At 33.6% G+C, this 23,110-nt stretch carries 24 protein-coding genes; 8 read left to right on the top strand and 16 right to left on the bottom strand.

The features are described from left to right. Positions 1-32 precede the first annotated feature (32 nt). On the top strand, positions 33-1,316 hold the full coding sequence (locus ACWGOQ_RS04270; protein ID WP_452056358.1) for a sensor histidine kinase: 1,284 nt from the start codon (positions 33-35) through the stop codon (positions 1,314-1,316). Between the two features lie 80 nt (positions 1,317-1,396). Here the strand turns inward: ACWGOQ_RS04270 and ACWGOQ_RS04265 are convergent, their stop codons facing one another. Continuing rightward, positions 1,397-2,980, bottom strand: a complete 1,584-nt coding sequence (locus tag ACWGOQ_RS04265; protein ID WP_452056359.1) for a 4Fe-4S binding protein — start codon at positions 2,978-2,980, stop codon at positions 1,397-1,399. Positions 2,981-3,045: 65 nt separating this feature from the next. Beyond that, entirely contained in the window at positions 3,046-4,344 is a 1,299-nt protein-coding gene (locus ACWGOQ_RS04260; RefSeq protein ID WP_452056360.1) for an NAD(P)/FAD-dependent oxidoreductase, read from the bottom strand. A 323-nt stretch (positions 4,345-4,667) separates the two neighbouring features. On the opposite strand from ACWGOQ_RS04260, the gene ACWGOQ_RS04255 reads away from it, so the two are divergent. The 4 genes from ACWGOQ_RS04255 to ACWGOQ_RS04240 are packed head-to-tail and all read left to right on the top strand — an operon-like array spanning position 4,668 to position 8,690. Next, complete coding sequence (locus tag ACWGOQ_RS04255) at positions 4,668-5,396, top strand: DUF547 domain-containing protein (protein WP_452056361.1); 729 nt, start codon at positions 4,668-4,670, stop codon at positions 5,394-5,396. 37 nt (positions 5,397-5,433) lie between these two features. Then, positions 5,434-6,369: a hypothetical protein gene (locus ACWGOQ_RS04250; protein ID WP_452056362.1), complete on the top strand. Its 936-nt coding sequence runs from the start codon at positions 5,434-5,436 to the stop codon at positions 6,367-6,369. A 46-nt stretch (positions 6,370-6,415) separates the two neighbouring features. Next, positions 6,416-7,414, top strand: coding sequence for a glycoside hydrolase family 113 (locus tag ACWGOQ_RS04245; RefSeq protein ID WP_452056363.1), 999 nt, complete (start codon positions 6,416-6,418; stop codon positions 7,412-7,414). Further along, complete coding sequence (locus ACWGOQ_RS04240; RefSeq protein ID WP_452056364.1) at positions 7,407-8,690, top strand: POTRA domain-containing protein; 1,284 nt, start codon at positions 7,407-7,409, stop codon at positions 8,688-8,690. The genes ACWGOQ_RS04245 and ACWGOQ_RS04240 overlap by 8 nt, the downstream gene beginning before the upstream one ends. A 56-nt stretch (positions 8,691-8,746) precedes the next feature. Here ACWGOQ_RS04240 and ACWGOQ_RS04235 read toward each other — a convergent pair whose 3' ends face one another. From ACWGOQ_RS04235 to ACWGOQ_RS04220, 4 genes are all read right to left on the bottom strand, one after another. Continuing rightward, complete coding sequence (locus ACWGOQ_RS04235) at positions 8,747-8,950, bottom strand: hypothetical protein (protein ID WP_452056365.1); 204 nt, start codon at positions 8,948-8,950, stop codon at positions 8,747-8,749. Between the two features lie 506 nt (positions 8,951-9,456). Further along, positions 9,457-9,663, bottom strand: a complete 207-nt coding sequence (locus ACWGOQ_RS04230) for an NAD(P)H-dependent oxidoreductase (protein ID WP_452056366.1) — start codon at positions 9,661-9,663, stop codon at positions 9,457-9,459. 7 nt (positions 9,664-9,670) lie between these two features. Further along, a complete protein-coding gene (locus tag ACWGOQ_RS04225; protein WP_452056367.1) occupies positions 9,671-10,540 on the bottom strand; it encodes an NAD(P)-dependent oxidoreductase in 870 nt (289 codons plus the stop codon). Between the two features lie 93 nt (positions 10,541-10,633). Further along, entirely contained in the window at positions 10,634-11,500 is an 867-nt protein-coding gene (locus ACWGOQ_RS04220) for an AraC family transcriptional regulator (protein WP_452056368.1), read from the bottom strand. 248 nt (positions 11,501-11,748) lie between these two features. On the opposite strand from ACWGOQ_RS04220, the gene ACWGOQ_RS04215 reads away from it, so the two are divergent. Then, positions 11,749-13,209, top strand: a complete 1,461-nt coding sequence (locus ACWGOQ_RS04215) for a BLUF domain-containing protein (protein ID WP_452056369.1) — start codon at positions 11,749-11,751, stop codon at positions 13,207-13,209. Positions 13,210-13,435: 226 nt separating this feature from the next. On the opposite strand, the gene ACWGOQ_RS04210 is transcribed toward ACWGOQ_RS04215, so the two are convergent. The 3 genes from ACWGOQ_RS04210 to ACWGOQ_RS04200 form a co-directional block, all read right to left on the bottom strand. Further along, positions 13,436-14,158: a TIGR04283 family arsenosugar biosynthesis glycosyltransferase gene (locus tag ACWGOQ_RS04210; protein WP_452056370.1), complete on the bottom strand. Its 723-nt coding sequence runs from the start codon at positions 14,156-14,158 to the stop codon at positions 13,436-13,438. Between the two features lie 87 nt (positions 14,159-14,245). After that, positions 14,246-14,815 carry a DUF547 domain-containing protein gene (locus ACWGOQ_RS04205; RefSeq protein ID WP_452056371.1) on the bottom strand — a complete coding sequence of 190 codons (570 nt, stop codon included), beginning with the start codon at positions 14,813-14,815 and terminating at the stop codon, positions 14,246-14,248. 290 nt (positions 14,816-15,105) lie between these two features. Further along, complete coding sequence (locus tag ACWGOQ_RS04200) at positions 15,106-15,825, bottom strand: DUF547 domain-containing protein (RefSeq protein ID WP_452056372.1); 720 nt, start codon at positions 15,823-15,825, stop codon at positions 15,106-15,108. A gap of 74 nt (positions 15,826-15,899) precedes the next feature. On the opposite strand from ACWGOQ_RS04200, the gene ACWGOQ_RS04195 reads away from it, so the two are divergent. Beyond that, the gene (locus ACWGOQ_RS04195) at positions 15,900-16,772 is read left to right on the top strand and encodes an oxidoreductase (RefSeq protein WP_452056373.1); all 873 of its coding nucleotides are present in this window, start codon (positions 15,900-15,902) and stop codon (positions 16,770-16,772) included. A gap of 5 nt (positions 16,773-16,777) precedes the next feature. Next, positions 16,778-17,281: a beta/alpha barrel domain-containing protein gene (locus ACWGOQ_RS04190; protein WP_452056374.1), complete on the top strand. Its 504-nt coding sequence runs from the start codon at positions 16,778-16,780 to the stop codon at positions 17,279-17,281. Positions 17,282-17,433: 152 nt separating this feature from the next. Here ACWGOQ_RS04190 and arsM read toward each other — a convergent pair whose 3' ends face one another. From arsM to ACWGOQ_RS04155, 7 genes are all read right to left on the bottom strand, one after another. Further along, a complete protein-coding gene (arsM, locus tag ACWGOQ_RS04185) occupies positions 17,434-18,402 on the bottom strand; it encodes an arsenosugar biosynthesis arsenite methyltransferase ArsM (RefSeq protein ID WP_452056375.1) in 969 nt (322 codons plus the stop codon). 41 nt (positions 18,403-18,443) lie between these two features. Then, a complete protein-coding gene (locus ACWGOQ_RS04180; RefSeq protein ID WP_452056376.1) occupies positions 18,444-19,256 on the bottom strand; it encodes a purine-nucleoside phosphorylase in 813 nt (270 codons plus the stop codon). Then, complete coding sequence (locus tag ACWGOQ_RS04175) at positions 19,249-19,845, bottom strand: TIGR04282 family arsenosugar biosynthesis glycosyltransferase (RefSeq protein ID WP_452056486.1); 597 nt, start codon at positions 19,843-19,845, stop codon at positions 19,249-19,251. Before ACWGOQ_RS04175 ends, ACWGOQ_RS04180 begins: the two co-directional genes overlap by 8 nt. A 17-nt stretch (positions 19,846-19,862) precedes the next feature. After that, positions 19,863-20,363 (bottom strand): rhodanese-like domain-containing protein, encoded by a 501-nt coding sequence (locus ACWGOQ_RS04170; protein ID WP_452056377.1) that lies wholly within the window; start codon positions 20,361-20,363, stop codon positions 19,863-19,865. Between the two features lie 169 nt (positions 20,364-20,532). Continuing rightward, a complete protein-coding gene (locus ACWGOQ_RS04165) occupies positions 20,533-21,213 on the bottom strand; it encodes a TIGR04282 family arsenosugar biosynthesis glycosyltransferase (RefSeq protein WP_452056378.1) in 681 nt (226 codons plus the stop codon). A 5-nt stretch (positions 21,214-21,218) separates the two neighbouring features. Next, positions 21,219-22,274, bottom strand: a complete 1,056-nt coding sequence (gene arsS / locus ACWGOQ_RS04160; protein ID WP_452056379.1) for an arsenosugar biosynthesis radical SAM (seleno)protein ArsS — start codon at positions 22,272-22,274, stop codon at positions 21,219-21,221. Between the two features lie 52 nt (positions 22,275-22,326). Further along, entirely contained in the window at positions 22,327-22,662 is a 336-nt protein-coding gene (locus ACWGOQ_RS04155; RefSeq protein ID WP_066313279.1) for an arsenosugar biosynthesis-associated peroxidase-like protein, read from the bottom strand. Between the last annotated feature and the right edge of the window lie 448 nt (positions 22,663-23,110).

The following is a 23,110-nucleotide window of genomic DNA, read 5'->3' as shown; positions in this document are numbered from 1 at the left end:
GGTTTAACGGGGCTAATTTAATGGATATTTATATGGATATTAGTAACACAACCCAAGAATCACCCAAGTTCTTCCAATTTGATAAGGTGCTATTTACAGTAATGTTTATTGCATTGCCAGGAATAATATTGGATGGTATCGTAGAATACAATGAGGGCGGTTTAAGCCCATATTTTTATAGAGCGTTGATCACTTTTGTCATAGTTACTGGTGGTTTATTAGTACAGAGAACAGGTTTAATGAGAAAGTCAAGATTGCTTACACTTTCTGTATATACGATAGTTCTTGGGATGATGTCTTCTGTTTTTTTCGGGATTCACGATCCGGATTTCAGCTTTGAATCATTTTTTTTAAAGGTTGAAGTAATCATTTCTTTGCTATTTTTTGCAGTTGGAATGTTAGTTCACTTTAGGCATATTATTTTTTTGTTGACAATTAATTTCCTTTTCATTTTCTTATGCACGTTTTATTATCCTTACTTTCCTCTGGAGAAATTGACGTTTTACTTTGTGATTGTTAGTGGTGGCGGACTTATGGCGTATTTCTGTCAGCGAGTATTAGTACAGTTATCCAGAAAAGTTAAAGAAGCAAATAGATTGATAAGTATAAAAAATGAGGAGCTAAAGGAAATGAATCAATCTAAAGATGACCTATTCAGAATTATCGGACACGATTTGAGAACACCATTTTATCAGCTAAGATGTTTAATAGATATGGTTGATGATGTTGATGATGAAAAGGAACGAGAACATATTAAAACGATGATTAAAGAAGCAGCGGATAGAGGTAATCATTTGCTTGAGGATTTATTGGAATGGGGAAACATTTATAAAAAACAGTCTCGGTTATTGTTAGAAAAAAAAGAAATATCTGTAATTGTGGATAAAGTTTTTGCGTTTTCAGATTTAAAAACAAAAAAGAAAGAAATTAGTCTGATCAATAGATTACCGAGAGATCTTAAGGTAACTATCAACCCTATTATGATGGAAACTGTAATGAGGAACTTAATTACAAATGCTATAAAATTTTCACACCGAGGTTCTGATATTATTGTAAAATCAGAAAAAATGGATAGTTACATAAGAATCGCGATAGAAGATAAAGGAGTAGGAATGTGTGATCATAGTATCTATAGTTTATTTACGGAAGAAAAAAACAATTCTACTACAGGAACCGAAAATGAAAGAGGTACTGGATTTGGTTTAAGTATTGCCAAGAAACTAGTGGAAAAGCAACATGGTATTCTCGAAATACAAAGTGAGTATAATAAGGGAACTACAATTAACCTTTATTTTCCTTATACCTTGAGCGCCTAATGGTATTATTAACCTAACATCTAAACACTAAGAGCCTAATCAGTCATTAGGCTCCTTTTGTTCAATGGAAATTAATGTGGTTACTTATTATTTACATGATCCATAAGATTTACATCATTTCCTAATAAAATTTCATTGGAGTTAATTCTTCCTTCCAGATTATCATTTTCTAATTTCAATACACCTCTAGGACATACGGCAGAACAAATCCCACAACCGACACAACTAGACCTAACAATATTTTCTCCTTTTTGCGCATAGGCACGAACATCGATTCCCATTTCACAATATGTAGAACAATTCCCACAAGAAATACATTGTCCTCCATTGGTAGTAATCCTGAATTTGGAGAATAATCGTTGTTGTGCCCCTAGGATAGCTGCCATTGGACACCCAAACCTACACCAAACTCTATTTCCTAATATTGGATAAAACCCAGTCCCAACTACCCCTGAAAAGATAGCACCAATAGCAAATCCGTATACTTTTTGATACTGACCGGCATCTATAAAAAATATTTTATTTCCTTCAGAAAAATGATTGAGTAATAATACGCCAACAATGCTTACTAATACTGCGCCTGCGGCAAATTTGGCATCCTTGTCTAAACGATTTCTTCTGTAAATCATAATTACAGTAAATACAGAAGATAAAAATAGGATGACTCCCGAAATGAATTGATTTTTTGTAAAAATACTACGATCAGGGTTGTTTCCGATATAGGAATAGAGCACCGCAATGGTCATTACTACTGCAAATACCAAAACTGCATGAATTGACCATCTTTCGAACTTCCAAGCAGATAGCTTTTTACTTGATAATTGCCTGAATGAATCTCCGGCAGTTTCCGCTAATCCTCCACAACCACAAACCCAAGAACAATACCAGCGTTTACCAAACTTATATGTTAAAAACGGGGATATTACAAAAATCGAAACAATTCCAAATAATAACATGATAAAACCTACAGTACCACTATTTAAAAACCCATTAATATTCCAATCATAGAAGAAGTAATAATTTAATGGCCACATATTTTTAAAATCATAATATGGATAGTTTAAAGCTTGCATGAATTCTGGGATTAAGAAAGCAAACCCTAACTGAAAAAACATAACCGATACCGTTCTTAGTTGTTGATATTTATTATGACGGTATTTTAAAATAAATTTATAGCCAAATACCAAAATAGCTACTGTATATAATGTTCCATATACAAACCATTCGCTGGCAGGTTTACCTTTTAATAACATGCTGAGTGGGTCAAACAGAGCAATTAAGCCAGTATTGGATGCTCCATCGATACCTAAACCCAATAATTCCGGGTAAAAATATAAAACTACATAAAACCCGGTTAATGCAATGCCTGCAATCCAACCGAGTAACCCTCGGGATGATATGGATTTAAACCAAACACCATCATTTTTTATACCCTCCAGTTTTGTTAGATACGCATCATTTGCAAATAGCAAAACTCCCACGGCAATCAGTAATAGGGATATGGTGAGAACGAGTCCTTTATTTGGTAAGTTATTATTAAAAAGTGCCAGAACTAAAATCAGTAACCCTACAAGACCTAATGCGGTAGATATTTTTTGTTTGATTGATAGTCCCTTAGGTTCTGGATTTGCTAGAGACATGCTATGATCTATTTTGTTGCTCATTTTTTTATGTTTTAATCGACTACGATTGAAGCAATGTTCAATTATAATGTCTATGTCTAATATTGTTATGCGTTTGCAAGTTGATTCTGAAATGCGGCAAGAATTGCTGACTCATGTTGTGAATATAATTCTGGGTCAAAATTAGCTTCTGCAAGATGTTTCAGTACGTAGTCTACATCTTTTTTCTCGGTCAACCAAGTGTCGAAGGTCTCGTGACGCATTCGTATTCCGAAAGTATTGATACCGAGAAATTCTCTGGTCTCTTTGTGGTACGAAACAGTAATACATTTGGTATCATCCTGATGTATCCAATGAAATTGTTGTTCATACTCTTTGGGTTTTCCAAATACCCAACCGTACGTTTGATATTCAATATCAAGAAACTTAGCGCTGTTAAACCAATGTCCGGGTTTGTATTCAATTTTATTTCCACAGATGGTTTGCGCTACCGTTTCGCCCATCATTCTACCTGTATACCATACTGCTTCGATTGGCCTTCTGTTACCAATAGGTTCATGCTGTTCTGCACAATCGCCAATTGCATAAATATTAGGAATGTTTGTCTCCAGAAAACGATTTACTTTTACACCTCTACCGATATTAATTCCAGAATCTTTTAAGAATTCTATGTTTGGTGATACACCTGCGGTAAGACCTACAACATCACAATCGATCACTTCTCCTGTTTCCTCAATGACAACCGATTTTACTTTTCCGTTGTTATCAGCAATTATTTCTTTCAGATTAGAACTTAAACGAAGGTCTATATGATGATTTATAATATGTCTGTTGATCATTCCGCTTTCACCAGGCGGGAGTACCCCGTTCCAAAAACTATTTTCTCTTACTAAAAAAGTCACAGGAATATCTCGTGATCGTAGCATTTCTGCCAATTCAATACCTATAAGACCTCCGCCGACAATCACAGCACGTTTACACTCTTTTTTACTGGGAGCGTGTTTCTCAAGATTTTCTAGGTCTTGTTTGTGATACATACCCATTACTCCAGTGAGATCTTGTCCAGGCCATCCAAATTTATTGGGTTTTGACCCTACAGCTATAATAAGTTTGTCATAAGATATGTTCTCTCCATTTTCAAAAATTAGTTGACTTCTCTGGGGATCTATTTTTGATACAAACCCACTTTTTAATGCGATTTGATTTTTTTTCCAAAACCAATTTTCATAAGGTTGTGTATGTTCAAATTTCATATGGCCCATGTAAACATACATTAAGGCTGTGCGAGAAAAGAAATAATCCGTCTCGGCAGATACAATAGTGATCCTTTTATCAGACATTTTTCTGATATGCCTTGCGGCTGTTACACCAGAAATTCCGTTGCCGATAATTACGATATGTTCCATAAAGAAATATGTTAGTTGAATTCAAATTTTAGTTTAAAAAAATAAGCTTCCATCTGTAAGTCGTTTATAAATATAAGAACTTAACGAGCGTAAATAATTTAGAATTGATCTAAAAAAGCTTTAATTCTGTAAGTTTTCATGAGAAATACGACGCGGGTACTTTCTCTAAAATGAATGCGCATACTCCCGAAAACAAATTCAAGATATTTTGTAAGTAGCAAACAAGCGATTCGACTCAATGCCCGTTACCGAGGTAAATTTTAACACTTTAAACTCATAATCAATATGACTTCTTCTAAGGAAGTTCATAAAACATTTAACTCATGAAAAGAATAGTATACATATTAGCTTTTCTAGCGGTAACCGTTAGTTTTTCTCAAAACACAACAGATTTTTTTACAAAATCGGATATCTTTTTTAAAAAACACGTAACTCAAGGAAGAGTAGATTATAAAGCAATAAAAAATAATCCTGTAGCATTAAAAGAATTATTGGACATTGCTTCAGGGATTAATGTTTCGAAAAATGATCCTAAAACTTTTCAGGCATTTTATATAAATGCATATAACCTGGCTGTTATAAAAGGAATTGTTGATAATTATCCGACAAAGTCTCCTTTAGATATCAAAGGCTTCTTTGATAAAATAACATATACATTAGGAGGAAATACAACAACATTAAACGATCTGGAAAATAAGTTACTACGAGCAAACTTTCCAAAAGAAGCACGTTTTCATTTTGCCTTAGTCTGTGCTGGGTTGGGATGTCCTCCAATAATTCCGGAAGCTTACAAACCTGAAATATTGGACAAACAGTTACAGCGTCAAGCAACGATCTCATTAAACAATCCCAATTTTATTAAAGTAAAAGGAAAAAGAGTGCAGCTTTCTCAAATTTTTGAATGGTACAAAGTTGACTTTACTCAAAATGGTTCTGAAATAGACTATGTAAATCAATTTAGAAAAGAGAAAATTCCTCCCGGAGCTAGAGTATCTTATTATCCATATAACTGGAACCTAAACGAAATTCAAATAAAATCAAACCTAAAGTAAGAGAAAGTACTCTTCTTAATTTAAACCTAATAAAATCATGAAACTTACTAGAAATATCACTACCTCGCTTTGCCTTTTATTAACCATTTCTTTTGGATTTGGCCAGGATGATGACTCATCTGTATCCAATATACAGGAATTTACACCATCAAAACTATTGAAAAAGGGACAGTGGGATATCAAATTTTTTAATAGCATTTATACGCAAACCGAACAAACGGACCAAGGATCCAATTCAGTAACCATAGATAGACAAACTTTTTTTACCAATACAACAGAAATTTTTACCGGAATAAGTAAGAATTCTAGAGTTAACATTGGAGCAGTGTTTCAAGTCAGATCGAATGCTTTAAATGGACAAGGAGCTTTAGACGTCTTTAGTTTTGAAGATAATGGTAATGATAGAAGATCCGGAATAACGACTATAGCACCAGCAATTCGGGTGCAACCTTTCAGAAGTTTGTCTACTTTTTCTTTTACCACTTCTCTGATTATTCCGATATTCGAAGATACTCCGGATGCAGTTAACGATGATGTTTTTTCTTTTTTGGACCAACGTAGTTTAGCTTGGGAAACCAAATTTTTCTACGATAGAACCTTTGGAGGTAATAAATGGCAAATTTTTACTGAAGTAGATTTTAAATTTAATTTTGGAGAAAAATCGAGTGAAGCAGATCCGTCTCAGGAAAATGTGAGTGAGCGCTTTGCAAATAACAGTTTGTTTTTACCTTTAAGTGCATTTCTTAGTTATTTTCCGACATCAAAGTCCACAGTTTTCATAAATGCTCAGCAATCTTTCTTAATTGATTTAGGAAATGATTTTGCTCAAAATGGAACTCAATTAGGATTTGGAGGAAAATATCAACTTACGGAGGTTCTTAATGTAGAGGCCTCTTTTGGAAAATTTGTTAGAGGAGAGAATTTTCAGGGATTAGGGCAAACATTTAGTTTAGGTTTAAGAGCTTTATTTTAAATCAAAACGAAATAATATTGTATTTTCAGCGGTATAAGAAATATATATGAAACGTTTTTTTATACTGCTGATTAGCTTGGTTTGTAGCAACTGTTCGGGACAGCAACCAAAAATAAATGGAGTTAGTTTTGTAGGGTCTCCAAGGGAGATTAATGAGACGCATATTAGTCCTATTGTTAAAGTTAATGCTAATTGGGCGGCTGTAATGCCATTTGGTTTTGTTAAAAATCTAAACGAGCCTTCTGTGGTTTTTAATATAGACAGACAATGGTGGGGAGAACGAGTAGAAGGAGTAAGGCGTACAATTGAATTGTTAAATGAGCAAGGCATTAAGGTGATGATGAAACCCCAAATATGGGTTTGGAAAGGTGCATTTACTGGTAATATCGACATGGATTCTGAACAAAACTGGCAAACTTTCGAGAAGTCATATGATGATTTTATAATGTTATACGTCCAATTAGCTCAGGAAATGAAAGTTCCAATCTTATGTATCGGTACAGAATTACACACTTTTGTGCAAAAAAGACCAAGGTATTGGCAGCAACTTATTAAGAAAATAAGATCAGTGTACCACGGAAAATTAACATATGCAGAGAATTGGGATCAGTTTGCGAATGCGCCTTTCTGGAAACAACTGGATTATATAGGGATTGATGCTTATTTTCCTGTTTCTGATAATAAAACGCCAACTATAGAAGAATTGAGAGAAGGCTGGCAACAACCCAAAAGTAAGATAGCAGCGCTACAAAAAACGATTGGAAAACCAATTCTGTTCACAGAATTTGGTTATAGAAGTGTTTACTATACCGGAAAAATGCCTTGGGATTCGAATAGAATGGAGGGTAATGTAGATTTACAATCTCAAAGCAATGCGTTGTCTGCGTTGTATAAAGAATTTTGGGATGAACCATGGTTTGCTGGTGGATTTCTTTGGAAATGGTATCACAACCATAAGAAAGCTGGAGGGGCAGAAAACAATAGATTCACAATACAAAATAAACCCTCAGAAAAATTAATCCAATCACTGTATAAAGATGATTAAAACTTATGCTATACGATTTTGTTTTTGCTTGCATTGCTTGATACTTTTTTGTACTCATAGTTTTGCGCAAGAGTTGAAGGTAGTTGATCTTAAAGTACAGGGAAACAAAAAAACTAAAGCAGCTTTCATCAAAAAAATAGCCAAAGTTAAAGCAGGAGCTATATTAGATTCAGTAGCCTTAGAAGAAGACATTAAAAGAATTAAAAGGTTACCATCCGTCGCTCACGCTTATTATCAGGTTTTTAAAGCCCAAGATAAAGATACCTACAACGTAATTTATGGAATAGAGGAGAATTTTACTATTATTCCAAGTGCTAATGTGTATACCACCAATGATGATGAATTTGCTTTTAGAGTAGGGCTTTATGAGTTTAACCTTTTTGGTCAAAATGTTACGTTTGGTGGCTTTTATCAGCATGATATATATAGTTCATTAGGGGTTAATTTCAGAGCTCCTTATCTGTTTAGTAGTAAGCTGGGTTTAGCATTTAATTATCAGAATCTCACCACTCAGGAACCCGTTTTTTTGGATACTGGTACTGCTGATTACAAGTACAATAACACCTCTTATGAACTATTGGGGCTATATGAGTTCAATTTTCAGAATCGGGTTGAAGCTGGTGTAAACTACTTCAACGAAGACTATACTTACAAAAATGGAGCAACAGGTCCAGGAGTGCCTTTGGATTTTGATGTAAATAAATTATTGTATAAATTGATTTATGAATACAATAATCTAGATTATTATTTTCAATATGTATCTGGATTTAGAAGCGTTGCTAATTTTCAATATGTGGTCAGTACAGAAAATGTATTACCAGATTTTGTAATTGGTTGGAATGATTTTTTATATTACCAAAGAATCGGTACTAAAGGAAATTGGGCTTCTAGATTGCGTTTAGGACTTGCAACCAATGATGACTCTCCATTTGCACCTTTTTCGGTTGATAATAACCTGAATATTAGAGGGGTTGGAAATACCATTGATAGAGGAACGGGAGTTATAGTGCTCAATACAGAATATAGACATACCTTATATGATAAAGATTGGTTTATACTGCAAAGCAATGCTTTTATAGATGGAGGTAGTTGGCGTAATCCGGGAGGAGATTTTGATGATTTTGGAGATTCTCAGAATTTTAGAATATACCCTGGTATAGGATTACGTTTTATACATAAACGAATTTTTAATGCTATTTTTAGGATAGACTATGGATATGGAATCACTAAAGATGCTACTAACGGTTTTGTATTTGGAATAGGACAGTATTTTTAAATAAAAACAGAGCTTGTTATTTAACAAACCCTGTCTGTTGTTGTAGTTACAAATAATTATTCAATAACTCCTGAAAGACACATATGTGTTTCTCTTGTTCCCAAACAGCAACCATTAGATAATGGATACCCACCGCAACCCAGACATTCTTCAGGTGTATAGGTAGGGCAACTAGCTCTATTGCTACCACCGTTTACAGATCTTTGTTCTTCTTTACTAAGGGTTTGAGCGTCTTTTAAATCTAAAATGTTTTTTAACATAATTAAGGTATTAAGAATAATATTTCCCCAAATATTTTGAGACACTTGAGGTTTATGTCTGTAAGATTTCTAATACTAATATAGGGAATTTATCTCTTTTTTGTGGTTTGTTTACAATTTGATTATGATTTTAGAAGCAATTTGTTTTGAATGTTTCTAAGCTTCGACATATATGGTTGTTTCTTCTAAGGTTAGAAAGGTAATACTGTGATTCCGATTAGACCTAAAATGGTTTGTAAATAGGCTTGGAGAAAACCTAAAGATTTTATTTCTTTATAAGTGTATTTTGCTATCGAGGTTGTAATACTGTCCGTCTTAGCCGTTCAATTTTACCATAAAAGAACCTTCACGAGTATATCCAAACGTGTTGTTAATTCTTATAACGTGATCAATTCAGGCTTTTAAACGTGAATGCTCTCCAAAGTTAGACATAGATCTACTGATCAAAATAAGAGCTGCATCTTTTAATTCTGAAATAAGCTCGTCTGATAACATCGTGGCTTTTACTAATTCGGAGGTAAAATTTGCAGGTGTAGTTTAAAATCCTTTAGTTGATTCTGAGAAATATGAGGAATAGGTGTATTGACAATATCTCTAATAATTATTTCTTCATTTGGATTAGCGGTTAGCTGTTGTTCTTGAAATTGATCGGCAATTTTTCTACTGTCAGCATTTTTGACTCTAGAGTTGGCATCTATTCTTAATAGTTTCATAGCAATTTTATTTTTTAAGATGTATGTATTTATATATCGATGTAAAATCCAGGTCGCCAAACCCATATTGCTTAGCTTGTGCAAAAATTTCTTTAGTCATGTTTAGATTAGGAGCTGCTATAGCACTTTCATAAGCAGAAACACTTGATAGATGAAGATCCTTATGCATCCATTTTAATGGAAAATTAGCCTCATAATTGCTAGCTTCTAGTTTTGAACGTAACGCTGCCATCACTGGTGCGACAACAGGGGTTGTAAGTAGTACATCGAATAAGGTTTCTTTGGTTATTCCCATTGCTTCGCCTATCATCAGTGCTTCTGCAAATGCAACCATAGATTGAGCTAGTAGCTGATTAATTAACATTTTCATAGAAGCTCCTGCACCTGTTTTTCCAAGATGAAGCGTTTTTTTACCCATAACCTGAAGTAGAGGCCTTGCTCTGTCAACGTCTTGATCTTCTCCTCCAACTAGAAATAGTAATTCACCATTCTCTGCAGGCTCTTTAGTGCCAGCTACTGGCGCGTCTAAATAATGTATTTGATATGCTGTGGACAGTAGGTGCATTTCTTTGGTAAAGGAAGGGTGTACAGTACTGCAATTCATCCAAAGACTTTGTTTTTTCATATTCTTCAGGAAACCCTGTTCTCCAGTGGCCACTTCTTTTACAACTTCGGGAGTAGAAAGCATGGTAATTACTACGTCAGAGTCTTCTGTAACTTCTCTTGGTGTTTCAGCCCATGTAGCGCCGTGAGTTATCAAATTTGCTGCTTTTTGTTTGGTTCGGTTATATATTTTGAGATCATAACCATTCTTTAGAAGATTTGTAGCCATCCTACTTCCCATAATACCAAGTCCGATAAATCCGATTCTTTTCATTTATATCCGTTTTTGTTTCTGATACAAATGTCATCGAAATCAAAGAAGATAAATTTTCTAAAAAACCAGAAGTTGTATTTTTCGGTCAAAAATTTAGATCCAGATATCTTTTCGATATTTTATCTGAAATTGTTTAGGAGAAATATTGAGTTTATGCTGAAAAACTTTGATGAAATGCGATGTGTTTTTATAACCAACTTGTCTTGCAATACTAGAGACTGTTTCGGTGTTTCTTTTTAATAGTATAGAAGCTTTTTCGAGTCGTTTTTGGGTAAGCCATTTCTTAGGAGGAATTCCAAATCTAGACTTAAAATCTCTTCTAAAAGTAGAGATGCTTCTTCCAGTTAAATATGCATAGTCCTCTATATCCAATGGTTTGTCAAAATTCTCTGCCATGAAGGTTTTAATATTCTTTTTTGCTCTTTTTTTTAGTTGAAATAATTTGGCAATAAATTCGTTCCCTTTCTCCGAAACACTTATGAGATATAATAGTTCTAATAATTTCGATTTGGTAAATTGGTGTTGGTTCTTGTTTCGGTACAAGGTGATCAACGTGTCTGTAAACAATCGTACATTTTGATCATATGGTAAAATCAGGAGTTTAGTTAGGTTCTCAATGTTTGGTGTTTCAAAATTATTTAAAATTTCATCTGTGATTTTTTCTTCAAAGAAGAAAACAATAGCCTCAAAAGATTGATTTTTTGGGATGATATCAGATATCATATACAATCCTTTAGGTAATAAGATAATTTGATTTTTATTAACCACTGCAAAATCTCCTTCAGAAGTTTCAACTTGTAGCGACCCATTAAGTACTAAGGTTAGTGCGTGTGAAGCCAAGTAACGCTGATTTTGTAAATCTGCTTGTTGTACTTTTTTCAGTAAGACACACGAGAGACCATCCTTCAAAACTTTTTCTATTTTAGGATGCTGATAAAATACTTGAGGGACTATCTTCATAACAAACAAAAATCCAAAGAATACACAGACTTAACTACCGGGATAGTCTAAAAGTAGTGATTTTCGGTCAAAACAGTAATCAATGACAATTTTAATTGGTATTATACTACTACTAATATTTCTATTGCTCAATACCTACGGGAGTAAAGCTTTTTTTGATTTTTAAATAACTACAATTTTCTATAGATTTGTAATTATTTTTTAAAAGAATATCGTTTTGAATTTTATCAGCTTAAATATTTGATTAAATGCTAGGTCTAGAAGAGAGTAGTCCACTTGATATGTTGCGGCAGTTTGCTATTCATTTTGATGCTAATTTGGAAGAGAATCTTGGAGCGGCAACACTTAGTTTAGATAACAAGCATGGTGAAGGTACTATATCTTTATATGAACTTTTTCCTGGTCTAACTGCTTGGGTTTATAATATTACATTTAATTCTGAACTAGTTGTCGACCTAAAGTTTTCGTCTGATAGGCCTTATTATTTTGGATATCATATTTCTGGGTTTCAGATGCAGAAATTTGCTCACGAGACAGCATATCAAAAAATAGAACAAGGACAAAATTTCATACTCATAAGTGAACCAGGCACCAGTTCTGAATTTAAGATGAGTAGTGATGTCAAATTTGAGAGTTGTTATTTAATTTTAACACCTTGTTTATTAGAGGGATCTAACAGCGTTGCGAGAAAAAAAATAGAACAGAATCTAAAAGATATATTTCTACAGATAACAGAAGAAAGGCCCTATCGTTATTTTGGAAATATCGATGCACATGCAGGAACATTTGCAGAAATTATTATAAAGAATTCAAGAACGGATCTAGTAGGTCGACTCTTAACTGAGGGTGCAATAACAAATTTACTTGCGGCACAAATTGAAGCTCACGATTTAGATAATCAAACCGATAGTTTTCTACCCAAACTCACAAAATCAGAATTGTCGAGGATTACCGAACTCGGTGATTATATAAGGGATAACATCGCTAATAAATTAACAATTTCAGTTCTTTGTAAATATTTAGGTTTTTCTCCAAAAAAACTTCAAGCTGGCGTTCGGTTTTTATATAATTATTCTGTTAATGAATACATAAGTAATATTAGGATGGAAGTCGCAAAGGAGCATATATATCAAACAGACAAAAGCATTTCCGAAATATGCTATACGGTTGGGTATTCTAGTAGAAGTTACTTTTCAAATTTGTTTTATAAAAGGTTCGGAATCCTTCCTAGTAAATATAAAGAGTCATTTTATAAAGATAGTCTGGTATATGAAGTAAGCTATCGATCCATAGCAAGTGAGGAATTAAGTGACTCTGATCTAAAACGAATACTGGATATTTCAAGAAAAAATAATAAAAAAAGCAATATTACAGGATGCTTGATTTATTATAAAAATGTGTTTTTTCAATTAATTGAAGGACCTAAAAACGAAGTATTACCATTGTATGATAAAATAAAAAAGGATGAAAGGCACGCTGATGTGATTACTATGTGGAGAGGGTCAAAACCTACTCGTACCTTTCGCCAATGGGATATGGCAACGTTGTCTGATGATGGTGTTTTAAATATATCATATCAGGATACTGTCAAAGAATTAAATCTGGAACATCTTATAGGAGAAGCTCATAAGAACTCTTTAATGTCTCAAAATCTATGGAGAAAAGTACGTACGATCATTGATGTTTCAAGAAAAGCTAGTAAGAACTAGTTTTAAATTTTCGATCTCTGATTTTGTTGTGCTTTTTTCAGTAATAAGAAAGGGGTATTGTTACTCAATACTTTTCTTATGTTAGAATACTGATAATATACTCGATGGGTTCTTTCATAGCAAATAAAACCGGTTATTTTTGATCAACGTGGTGGTATAAGCCAGTGCGTAAGAAGGATAAAGGTATTTCTATAGTTTTCATCTCAATAGTTATTAAGGAGAAGTTTTAAGAAACAACTTTTTCTTTATAATATCGATATAGATCTTCTGATGAAGCACCTAACCATCTTCTTACATGGATATTCAGGAAATGGTACTGCAATCGCCAGACTCCTACTTCTTGATAACGCCTGGCAGAGGTTATTACATATTTTGGAATGACAACAAATTTGTTTATTGCAAATAATCTATCTACGAGATCATTATCTTCATACACGACATACGCTTCATCATAGCCGTTTATTTCCTTAAATAAAGATTTTGTAATAAATTGACTTTGGTCGCCTCCGCGGCAGCGTTTACTTTTGAACTGTGTCAACCAACCTAGAAAACGTAGCCACCAGTGATTAGAATCGAATCTCATCCTGAAACATCCGGCTTCATTTCCTTTATGAACTTCTCTTGCAATATCTGAGTCATATCCTTTAGGAGGAAAAGAATCAGCGTGCAAAAAATAAAGAATATCTCCCGATGCGGCGGCAGCTCCCATATTCATTTGTTTGGCACGTCCTTTTTCTGAAGAGATTATTCTAACAGCTACACGCTGAGTATGTGCAAAATCCTGAACTTTTTTTTTGGATCCATCTATGCTGCCTCCATCTACAACAATAATTTCTCTTATTGTATCTGCTGTGTCTGTAGATCGTGTTAAATGGCAAAGCAGCTTACTAATTGTAGCTGCTTCATTTAAAATCGGTATGATTATAGAAATACTCAATGAATTCGACATTTTTTAAGTCTATAAATTTACATATTTACTTTTCAAAAAACCTGGATTAGTGTTGTTTTAGTCAAATATATACCCATCAAGAGAGGTCTAAAATTCATTCAAGTTCCAATGATAATCCTTTTGCCCTTTTTCTTTCTGATCCGCAATTTTAATATTGGAGTAACGATTGATAAAATTGATTACATTTACACGATTAAGTTTGAAATCTATATTATACCAATCGAATATTTTAGAAACAGCAACCTCATAAGGGGTTATAGCATTTTTTGTCGGATTATTGATGAATTTTTCGGTCTGACTATCTGTCGCTATTTGCAGATTCTCTCCAGAATATGCCCTGTTCCATACGCCTGGGCAAGAAATGGAAGCATAGTTAATTGCAAAGCGGATTAGAGGGTAGCCAAATTTCCTTAAGATTTTATGCGCTAATTGGTCAAGACTAAACCATTTCTCATCAATTTTGATAAACTTTTTATCCCAAGTTTTTTTCAAATCTTTAATCCTTTTAATAGGATAGCTATCGATGATCAATTTTACTGTATAAGTATTGTATGCATTAATCCAATATACTGTTTTATCATTCCCTGACCAACTGCTATTGGTAGTGTTTTCTAATAGCTCTTGAAAGTGTTGATATAACAAAGAAATATCCCTCATAAATCATTATAGTTTATATTACCATTCTCTGAAGCATTTAATAAAAGAGCATGATCTCAGGTATCGTGTGTAAATTTTTCTTGACAGAATCCTAAGAATGTAAACATTATCGTGATACCAAAGTAGCAATCATTTTCATAGTGTTTTGTTTTATCAATAATAAAAATGTAGTAAGGAAATTCCTATAATTAAAAACTTACGTTCATATACACGAGCCTTCTTTGAGTAACGGCTGTGAATGTTTGGTTAAAGTTTTTTTAATGAAAAAAATCACTGTTTTTTGAATTTTATTACATTTTCTCATTCAAGCTCCAATCGTATTTTTTATATCCTTTCTTTTTTTGTTTATCAATTTTAGTTTCTGAGTATTTGTTGATAAAATCTTTTGCATCTTCTCCGTCTACTTTGAAATCCCTTTTGAACCAACTAAAGATTTTTGATACTTCTACTACATCTTCTGTTATTGTATTTCTTTTGGGGTCATTAATAAAATTTCGAGTTAGTGTTTCTAGAGCTTCATTAACATTGGAGGCGGTGAATGCTCTGTTCCAGACAATCGGGCAAGAATATGAAGCACAGTTTATTGCAAAATGAATTCTGGGTTCGTCTAGTTTTCTGAGAATTTTGTGTTCTAGTTCGTTTAAGCTGTGTAAAACACCATTAATTTTGAAGAACTGTCTGTCCCAAGGATCTTTGATCTCCTTAATACTTTTTAGTGGATAATTATCTATAATTAACTTTATAGTATAAGCATTGTATGCATTAATCCAGTAGGCCAACGTTTCTTCCTTACTCCATGTTGTAGTTGGAGGATTGTCAGAAAGGTACGTGAAATACTTATACAGTTGGGCACTATCCTTCATAAAACCTTCATAATCTACTTTGCCATCCTCAGACACATTAATTAACAAAATCTGATCCCAAATAGCGTGATCTAGATTTTGTTGTGCTTTGATTTGAAAAGAGCTGGATGCTATTAATACCAATATAATTAGTTTAAAGGTGTTCATTTTATTGTCTTTTAAAAAATATCTTTCCAAATTTTTCTGCATAGAAGAAAGATAGTTCAACTTATTATTTTTTTATGCTTTTATATAACGAGGTTTTTCACGAAACATTCGTTAAATACTTGATGTTAGTCCAAAGTGTATGCCAGACCTTACAAGTACAAACAGAGGCTTTTTTGATTTTGTGTGTTACTGATGGATTCCGTATTATTGTAATCGAACTATTTTTTATGATTAGTACAGGCTTGACACTTCCTTGTGGAGCAATACTAAAAAATAGGTTGGTAAAGTCAGCTATGACTGAGCGTATTAGCAATAACAGGTTTGAACCTACAAAAGGACATGAAAAATTGTATGAGGATTGGGCATGTACTGGAGCGGGATTATTGATTACGGGTAATGTTGTAATAGATCGCAAACATCTCGAATCTTCTGGTAATGTATGTTTTCATGATGAGAAGATGTTGCCAAAACTAATTTCTCAGGCTGATACAGGCAAAAGACAAGGAAATCATATATGGGTTCAAATATCTCATTCTGGAAGGCAGACAAGTAAATTTAATGTCAATCATCCATTAGCACCATCTGCAGTACAGCTAAAAAAATTAGGTCTTTTTGGTACACCCAAAGAAATGATCGAAGAAGATATTTTGGATGTGATTCAACGGTTTGTAAAAGCAGCTAACCTATCAAAATTAGCTGGTTTTACTGGTGTCCAGATTCATGTTGCCCATGGGTATTTATTGAGTCAGTTTTTATCCCATAATACCAATATAAGACTTGATTGTTGGGGTGGAAGTATTGAAAACCGGAGTCTTTTATTAGGTATGATTATTAGAGAAGTTAGAAAAGTTAGAAAAGTTGTTGGAACTAGTTTTCCTATTTCTGTTAAATTGAATTCTGCTGATTTTCAGAGAGGGGATTTACGGAGTTCGCTTCATTGGAAGTAGTTAAAATGTTGGATCAAGAAAAGATCGATCTACTCGAAATATCTGGAGGAACCTATGAAAAACTAGCTTTCTTTATAATGAACGAGGAAGACACTAATTTAAAAGAGCGTACTCAGCAGAGAGAAGCATATTTTATTGATTTTGCCAAGAAAGTAAGCGCTATAAGTACGCTACCCTTAATGATTACTGATGGTTTTAGGTCCTATGATTTTTGCAACGAAGTATTAGCAAGTAGTGAAGTGGATCTTATTGGTATGGCTCGCCCATTTATTACTAATAGAGAAGAAATACCTAATTTTTTAAATGGAACTTTACCAAATCTCAAAAACTTAGTGCTTCGTACCGGATTAAAAGCGTTTGAAGATGGTGCAGAAGGTGGTTTTTACGCCAGACAAATCATACGATTTTCCAAAGGGAAAGGATTGAGATCTAATATGAATCCTCTTTGGTGCTCCATATTTTTAATACAGTACGAATTCAGAAAAGCAATGGCTAAGAAATTTGCTTAAAAGAATAATGAGGTCCAAAAAGCCTGCTATGTATGATACGATCACATTGATATTTTAAGAGCAATTGTTTGGTTTTGTTATAGAAATCAAAATGAAGGGAAAGCAATGTTTTAGACCTCATAAAAGTATAAAGGCTGTTTTTTTTTTGTGTTTTAACAACAGCCTCCACCGTCATAATGATAGGTTGATTCACTAATAAAGATATCATCTCTTTCTAGATCTGCAAGAGCACCAGCAGTTTTGTCACACACGGCTAACGGTTGATTTTTAAGCAATATGTGCCCTTTCTTATCGTCAAAGTAATCTTCTTCTCCAAAATAAATAGCCGCTTTGCCTGTAAAGATACAAGGTCCATCTTTTGGCATTGGGTCTTTGATGGCAGCAACTTCTATTGACTCTATATAGATTAGTTCATCTGTTTCATAATTCTTAGGATCTAGAATACGATATGGCTTACGCGCTCTGATTTCGATGGTTCCAAAACCAACATCGGTTAAGGCTTTTACATATTCAGCAATTGGCAAACTACCACTTAGACAAAGTGCTCTTAATCGTTCATCATTTCTAAGTGTTTTATTCATTGGTTGTTCGCACGTAGGGTCACTCATTACTAATCGACCGTGAGGTTTTAATACACGATACATTTCCTCAATGGCTTTTTTAAGATCTTCTGCTTTAAAAATATTGAATAAACAATTTTGGGCAGCAACATCGATACTGTTATCTTCGACAGGAAGATGTAATGCATCTCCAAATCTAAGGTCTACAAAATCACTACTGAACCAATCATTCTGTTGTTCCGCTTTTTTAAAGTTTTTATGGGATGCATCCAACATTTCTTGTACAACATCAACGCCTATTACACCATTTTTTTGGCGAGAAAAATATGAGAATTGTAATAATTCCATACCTCCTCCAACACCAACATAAAGCACTTTTGGATTGTTTGTTAAGTCACGGGCGTTTACAGTACTCCCGCAACCATAATTCATTTCTTGCATAATTTTCGGGATTTTTAATCCCGGTAATTCCCAAATTGGGTTCGTAGTACAACATAAACCTACATCTGGAGTTAGTGCTGCTTCTTTATATACATCATGAGTAGTTTCTAAATAGCTCATATTTTTCTTTTTTCTGGGTAATTAATTAGAATTTATACTATTTAAAGAGATTGGATCAATTCTTTAAACAAAAGAATCATTTCTGGCTCGGCTTTTCCAGCCATTGCTATGATTTCTTGAATATCTACTGGTGTAAGATTATCGGGATCACATTCATCGGTCAGCACCGATACGGCGGCTACCTGAAGTTCTAAGTGATTTGCTACAATAACCTCTGGAACAGTACTCATTCCAACTGCATCCGCTCCGATAATTTTTAAATAACGATATTCTGCACGAGTTTCAAGCTGGGGCCCTACAACAGAAGCGTATATACCTTTATGCAAATTGATATTATTTTCTTTAGCAATAAACGTTAGTTTGTCATTAATTTCAACATCATATGGAGCGCTCATATCTGTAAAACGAGTTCCTAGTTGCTCTACTCCTTTGAAAGCTAAAGGAGAACCTCCTTGAAGGTTTATATGATCGTCAATTAGCATTAATTCTCCTTTTTTAAAATTTAAATTAATTGCCCCAGATGCATTAGAGACTAATAACGTTTTAATGCCTAATTGATGCATGATCCGCACAGGATATGTTACGTCCTGCAGCGAATATCCCTCGTAAAGATGAAAACGTCCTTGCATTACCACTACATTTTTACCTTCTAATATTCCATAAATCAATTTGCCTTTATGGAATTCTACTGTGGCGGTCGGAAAATTAGGGATGTGATTGTAGCTGACCTCTTTGATGATTTCTATTTCATCAAGTAGTTGCCCTAATCCTGTTCCCAATATGATACCGATTTGTGGATTAACAAATCCTTTTTCCTGTAAGTATTCTGTCGTTTCTTTAATGTACTTAGTCATTTTGATAGCTTAATAAATGTTGAAAAACTGAAATATCTTTGATGTCTTCATAGTAATCTATGTCATTTCGTTCTTCTAATAATTTAGTATTGGTTAGTTGTAAATCGTTTAAGGTGTTTTTTAATACTGTATTTGTTCCCCAAGATTTGTTTTCAAAAACCTGCGGGTTCAGCTTTTTCATTCCTAATAAATAATACCCTCCATCCTCTGCTGGGCCTATTACGTAGTCGTATATTTTTAACATATCAAATGCATTATCGATGTCTGATTGACTAAGGTCATACATATCACTACCTATGATGATGATATTTGTGTATCCAGCTTCGAATCCGTTTCTAAATGCATTGAACATTCGGGCACCAAGATCTTCCCCTACCTGAAGATTTTTATTATAAATAGCTGCATCCCAGATATCATTATGTCCAATGCTTGTAGAATAATGAACTTCTTTGGTTGGCTTGAGATTTTTGGTAATCGAAACCGTATGTTTTAACAAAAGGTCGTATACTTCCAGAGCTGCTTGATCTCCAATAGTAGCTGCCAATCGAGTTTTACATTTACCGAGTTCTGGATTTCTGGTAAAAATCATTAAGAGGTTCTTTTCTTTCACTTTTTATGTACTTTTTTGCCTTTATGTAACCATTTTCCCCATTGTCTGGAAAATGTGTGTATGTTATCTGTCTCTCTTCCTTTCGAATCAACTACTTTATAGCCCTCATTTTTCCATTCAAAAATTCCACCATAAAGATTATATATGTTATAATAACCAGCTTCTTTTAGTTTTTCTGCAACATCTTCTGATCGTATTCCTAAACTGCAATAAACAACAATCTTAGATTCTTTTGGAATTTTCATACTGGACATCATATCTGTATTAAAATGATTATATCCTACAAAGATCGCCCTATCTATATGACTCGTTTGATATTCTAGTATTTCTCTTGCGTCCAATAGAACAGCTTCATTCTGTATAGCGTTTAGTTCCTTTGCTGAGATGTACGGAATATTTTCGTTGTTATAATTATCAAGCAACTCATCAAGTGAATTCTGACTCATAACAAAAAGTGGTGAAATAATACAAGTTAGTACTAAAATTGTTTTTTTCATATTACATAATACTACTAATAACACATATTGCTTAGTTTTACTTTGTTATAAATTATCAGTGTAAGAATTCGTTTACAAAAAATAACAAGTCTGATGTTGTCAACGTTTTCTGTAAAATATTTTTGAAAGGAAAGCTATTGTAAGAATTAAAAAATAAAAATAATTCTACTTAAGCTAAAGAAAAAGGTGATCCTTTGTTGTAAAAAGATGATATTTGATATGTATCCTTTAGTAATTTATAGGAACCAAATACCTCTTTTTTTGGATGTATGATCCTATATATAATTTTTTTAAGAATAGTAGAGAAAGCAAAAGCAAGTTTGGCTATAGTTTTTAAATCGTTGATACAGTCAATATCTCTTAGAGTTTCGAGCTGCGCAATCTCAATTTTTGCAGTTTTAATTAAATTGGATATGTTCTTAGCTAATTCTTTTGATTGCCAAGGAAGGTTTAAAAACGCACTTCTATTAAATTGTGATTTATGTAATCCCATGAGATAAAATCCTCCATCCAGAGAGGGCCCTAGTACAAATTTTCTATTTTCAAGTTGTATGGCGCTTTCTAATAAATGATGCTTTTTTAAATGAGGAGTATCATTTCCAATAGTGATTATATTTTCGAATCCAAGGCCATAGGTGCTCTCAATAGCATGAACAAAACGTTCCCCAAAGGTTTTGCCTTGTTGATCTTTTTCTGTAAACACAAAATATGGAAGCCCAGCTTTTTTTACAACCTTAAGTGTTTTTTTGGTAAGCTCTGTAAACAGGCGTTCCCCTCCAATAATGGGCTTGTGTAGTAGCTCTTCTTTCGAGGAGTTTACAAAAACTAATATGGCGGTTTTTACTTTCATTGTAATTATGCTACAGTTCCTTGACAACTACTTCCGGATCCTGCAGTACATCCGTAGCAGTGCTGAGAAATAATAATATCTCTATTTTGTAGTAATTCTTCATTATACTCACTAATATGTTTCACCTTACTTGCGACCTTGAGATCTAACATCTGATTGAAATCACAATCGTAAAGCCAACCATCCCAACTAATAGAAATGGTATTTGTACACATCACGTTAGCCACAGCGGCTGGATTATAAGCCTCTACCAAAGCGTACATATAATCTTCATAATTCTCTGAAGCAATTAGATAATCCAAAAACCTACTAATCGGTAAATTAGTAATTGCAAACAAATTATGAAAGTGAATTCCAAAATCTTCTAATAAAGCTTTTTTAAAGTCCTTTTCCATTGAAGCCTGATCACCTGGTAAAAATGCCCCTGAGGGATTATAAACCAGATCTAATTTCAAGTCGCTACCTGCCATACCATATCCTCGTTCATTAAGATCCTGAAGTGCCTTGATAGACTTATCAAAAACGCCATCGCCCCGCTGCTTATCAGTTTTGCCACGGGTCCAATGAGGCATAGAAGAAACGACGTGAACATTATGTTTTTTAAAAAAGTCGGGTAGATCGTAGTACTTTTTATTGGCTCTAATAATGGTAAGATTACTTCGCACAATGAAATCTTTGATTCCCGCTTTACTCGCTTCTTCTACAAACCATCTAAAATTAGGGTTCATTTCAGGAGCCCCACCAGTTAAATCCAGCGTATGAGCTCCAGTAGTTTTAATAACATCCAGACACTGCAGCATAGTTCCTTTGGTCATAATTTCTTTTCGATCTGGACCCGCATCAACATGACAATGTTCACAAACTTGGTTGCACATATAGCCTACGTTAATTTGAAGTATCTCTAATTTACGCGGACGTAGGGGTTTATAGCCGGCTTCGGCAATTTTATCAGCAAACTTAGGTAACTCACCATTTTCGAAAATCCCGTTATTAAGAATTTCCAATTGTCTATGGGAGTCTGCTAGTTCATTATTTCTCTTTTGAAGTGACTTGGTAGTCATAAATTGTATTTAACGGTGATATTTTTTTTAATATTTCGTATTGTTCGATTGCTTACATAGAGAGTTTTTCATATTTATTCATCATTTGTACGCCGTGGACTAATGTTGCTCCACTTTCAATAGCAGCTCCTGCGTGTACTGCTTCCATCATCTCTTCTTTAGTAATACCTTTTTGAAGACCATCTTTGGTATAAGCATCGATACAATAAGGGCATTTAACAACATGAGAAACTGCAAGTGCAATTAATGACTTTTCGCGCGCGGACAATGCACCTTCTTCAAAAACTTTTCCATAGTAATCAAAGAATTTAGTGCCCAGTTCTTCACTCCATTCTGTTATTTTTCCAAATTTTCTAAGATCGGCGGGATCATAATATGTTTTCGACATGTTGTATCATTTTTTAGTTATAGTCGTTCATCATTAGTCGTACAGCAAAGCTCAAAACTTACAATAAATCCATAATTTTTAATAATGACTAAAGTCAACATTATGAAGGTAAAATAAAAGTTAATGTTAAATTATTAAGTGTTTTTTATTAAAAATCATTGGTTATTTGGCTTGTGTAGATGTTTTAATAGCATATGTTTCTGAGTTCTTTTTTCTTTAGTGGATTGGATTATTTTGAGGAAAAATGTTAAGAAAGCATACGTATTTAAAGTTGAATTTGTCTTAAGGTGTTCTTCAAAAAAGATAACAACACCGTGCTTTATAGTATTTATAGAATCTATACCGAGGCTTGTTTTTTCAGATATAAAAGTATTAAGGATATGTTAGTTTTTATGATTTAATATTATGATTTTAAGTATTTTATGATTTATTTTTTTAGTATTTTAAA

The organism is Aquimarina ulvae, from assembly GCF_053613295.3.
Note: the sequence above shows the minus strand (reverse complement) of the source record. Positions and strands in the feature narration are given on the sequence as shown.

Excerpts from the sequence above, each read along its gene's own strand:
- ACWGOQ_RS04270 (WP_452056358.1), top strand. The coding sequence starts at position 33 with ATGGATATTAGTAACACAACCCAAGAATCACCCAAGTTCTTCCAATTT.
- ACWGOQ_RS04265 (WP_452056359.1), bottom strand. The coding sequence starts at position 2,980 with ATGAGCAACAAAATAGATCATAGCATGTCTCTAGCAAATCCAGAACCT.
- ACWGOQ_RS04260 (WP_452056360.1), bottom strand. The coding sequence starts at position 4,344 with ATGGAACATATCGTAATTATCGGCAACGGAATTTCTGGTGTAACAGCC.
- ACWGOQ_RS04255 (WP_452056361.1), top strand. The coding sequence starts at position 4,668 with ATGAAAAGAATAGTATACATATTAGCTTTTCTAGCGGTAACCGTTAGT.
- ACWGOQ_RS04250 (WP_452056362.1), top strand. The coding sequence starts at position 5,434 with ATGAAACTTACTAGAAATATCACTACCTCGCTTTGCCTTTTATTAACC.
- ACWGOQ_RS04245 (WP_452056363.1), top strand. The coding sequence starts at position 6,416 with ATGAAACGTTTTTTTATACTGCTGATTAGCTTGGTTTGTAGCAACTGT.
- ACWGOQ_RS04240 (WP_452056364.1), top strand. The coding sequence starts at position 7,407 with ATGATTAAAACTTATGCTATACGATTTTGTTTTTGCTTGCATTGCTTG.
- ACWGOQ_RS04235 (WP_452056365.1), bottom strand. The coding sequence starts at position 8,950 with ATGTTAAAAAACATTTTAGATTTAAAAGACGCTCAAACCCTTAGTAAA.
- ACWGOQ_RS04230 (WP_452056366.1), bottom strand. The coding sequence starts at position 9,663 with ATGAAACTATTAAGAATAGATGCCAACTCTAGAGTCAAAAATGCTGAC.
- ACWGOQ_RS04225 (WP_452056367.1), bottom strand. The coding sequence starts at position 10,540 with ATGAAAAGAATCGGATTTATCGGACTTGGTATTATGGGAAGTAGGATG.
- ACWGOQ_RS04220 (WP_452056368.1), bottom strand. The coding sequence starts at position 11,500 with ATGAAGATAGTCCCTCAAGTATTTTATCAGCATCCTAAAATAGAAAAA.
- ACWGOQ_RS04215 (WP_452056369.1), top strand. The coding sequence starts at position 11,749 with ATGCTAGGTCTAGAAGAGAGTAGTCCACTTGATATGTTGCGGCAGTTT.
- ACWGOQ_RS04210 (WP_452056370.1), bottom strand. The coding sequence starts at position 14,158 with ATGTCGAATTCATTGAGTATTTCTATAATCATACCGATTTTAAATGAA.
- ACWGOQ_RS04205 (WP_452056371.1), bottom strand. The coding sequence starts at position 14,815 with ATGAGGGATATTTCTTTGTTATATCAACACTTTCAAGAGCTATTAGAA.
- ACWGOQ_RS04200 (WP_452056372.1), bottom strand. The coding sequence starts at position 15,825 with ATGAACACCTTTAAACTAATTATATTGGTATTAATAGCATCCAGCTCT.
- ACWGOQ_RS04195 (WP_452056373.1), top strand. The coding sequence starts at position 15,900 with ATGCTTTTATATAACGAGGTTTTTCACGAAACATTCGTTAAATACTTG.
- ACWGOQ_RS04190 (WP_452056374.1), top strand. The coding sequence starts at position 16,778 with ATGTTGGATCAAGAAAAGATCGATCTACTCGAAATATCTGGAGGAACC.
- arsM (WP_452056375.1), bottom strand. The coding sequence starts at position 18,402 with ATGAGCTATTTAGAAACTACTCATGATGTATATAAAGAAGCAGCACTA.
- ACWGOQ_RS04180 (WP_452056376.1), bottom strand. The coding sequence starts at position 19,256 with ATGACTAAGTACATTAAAGAAACGACAGAATACTTACAGGAAAAAGGA.
- ACWGOQ_RS04175 (WP_452056486.1), bottom strand. The coding sequence starts at position 19,845 with ATGATTTTTACCAGAAATCCAGAACTCGGTAAATGTAAAACTCGATTG.
- ACWGOQ_RS04170 (WP_452056377.1), bottom strand. The coding sequence starts at position 20,363 with ATGAAAAAAACAATTTTAGTACTAACTTGTATTATTTCACCACTTTTT.
- ACWGOQ_RS04165 (WP_452056378.1), bottom strand. The coding sequence starts at position 21,213 with ATGAAAGTAAAAACCGCCATATTAGTTTTTGTAAACTCCTCGAAAGAA.
- arsS (WP_452056379.1), bottom strand. The coding sequence starts at position 22,274 with ATGACTACCAAGTCACTTCAAAAGAGAAATAATGAACTAGCAGACTCC.
- ACWGOQ_RS04155 (WP_066313279.1), bottom strand. The coding sequence starts at position 22,662 with ATGTCGAAAACATATTATGATCCCGCCGATCTTAGAAAATTTGGAAAA.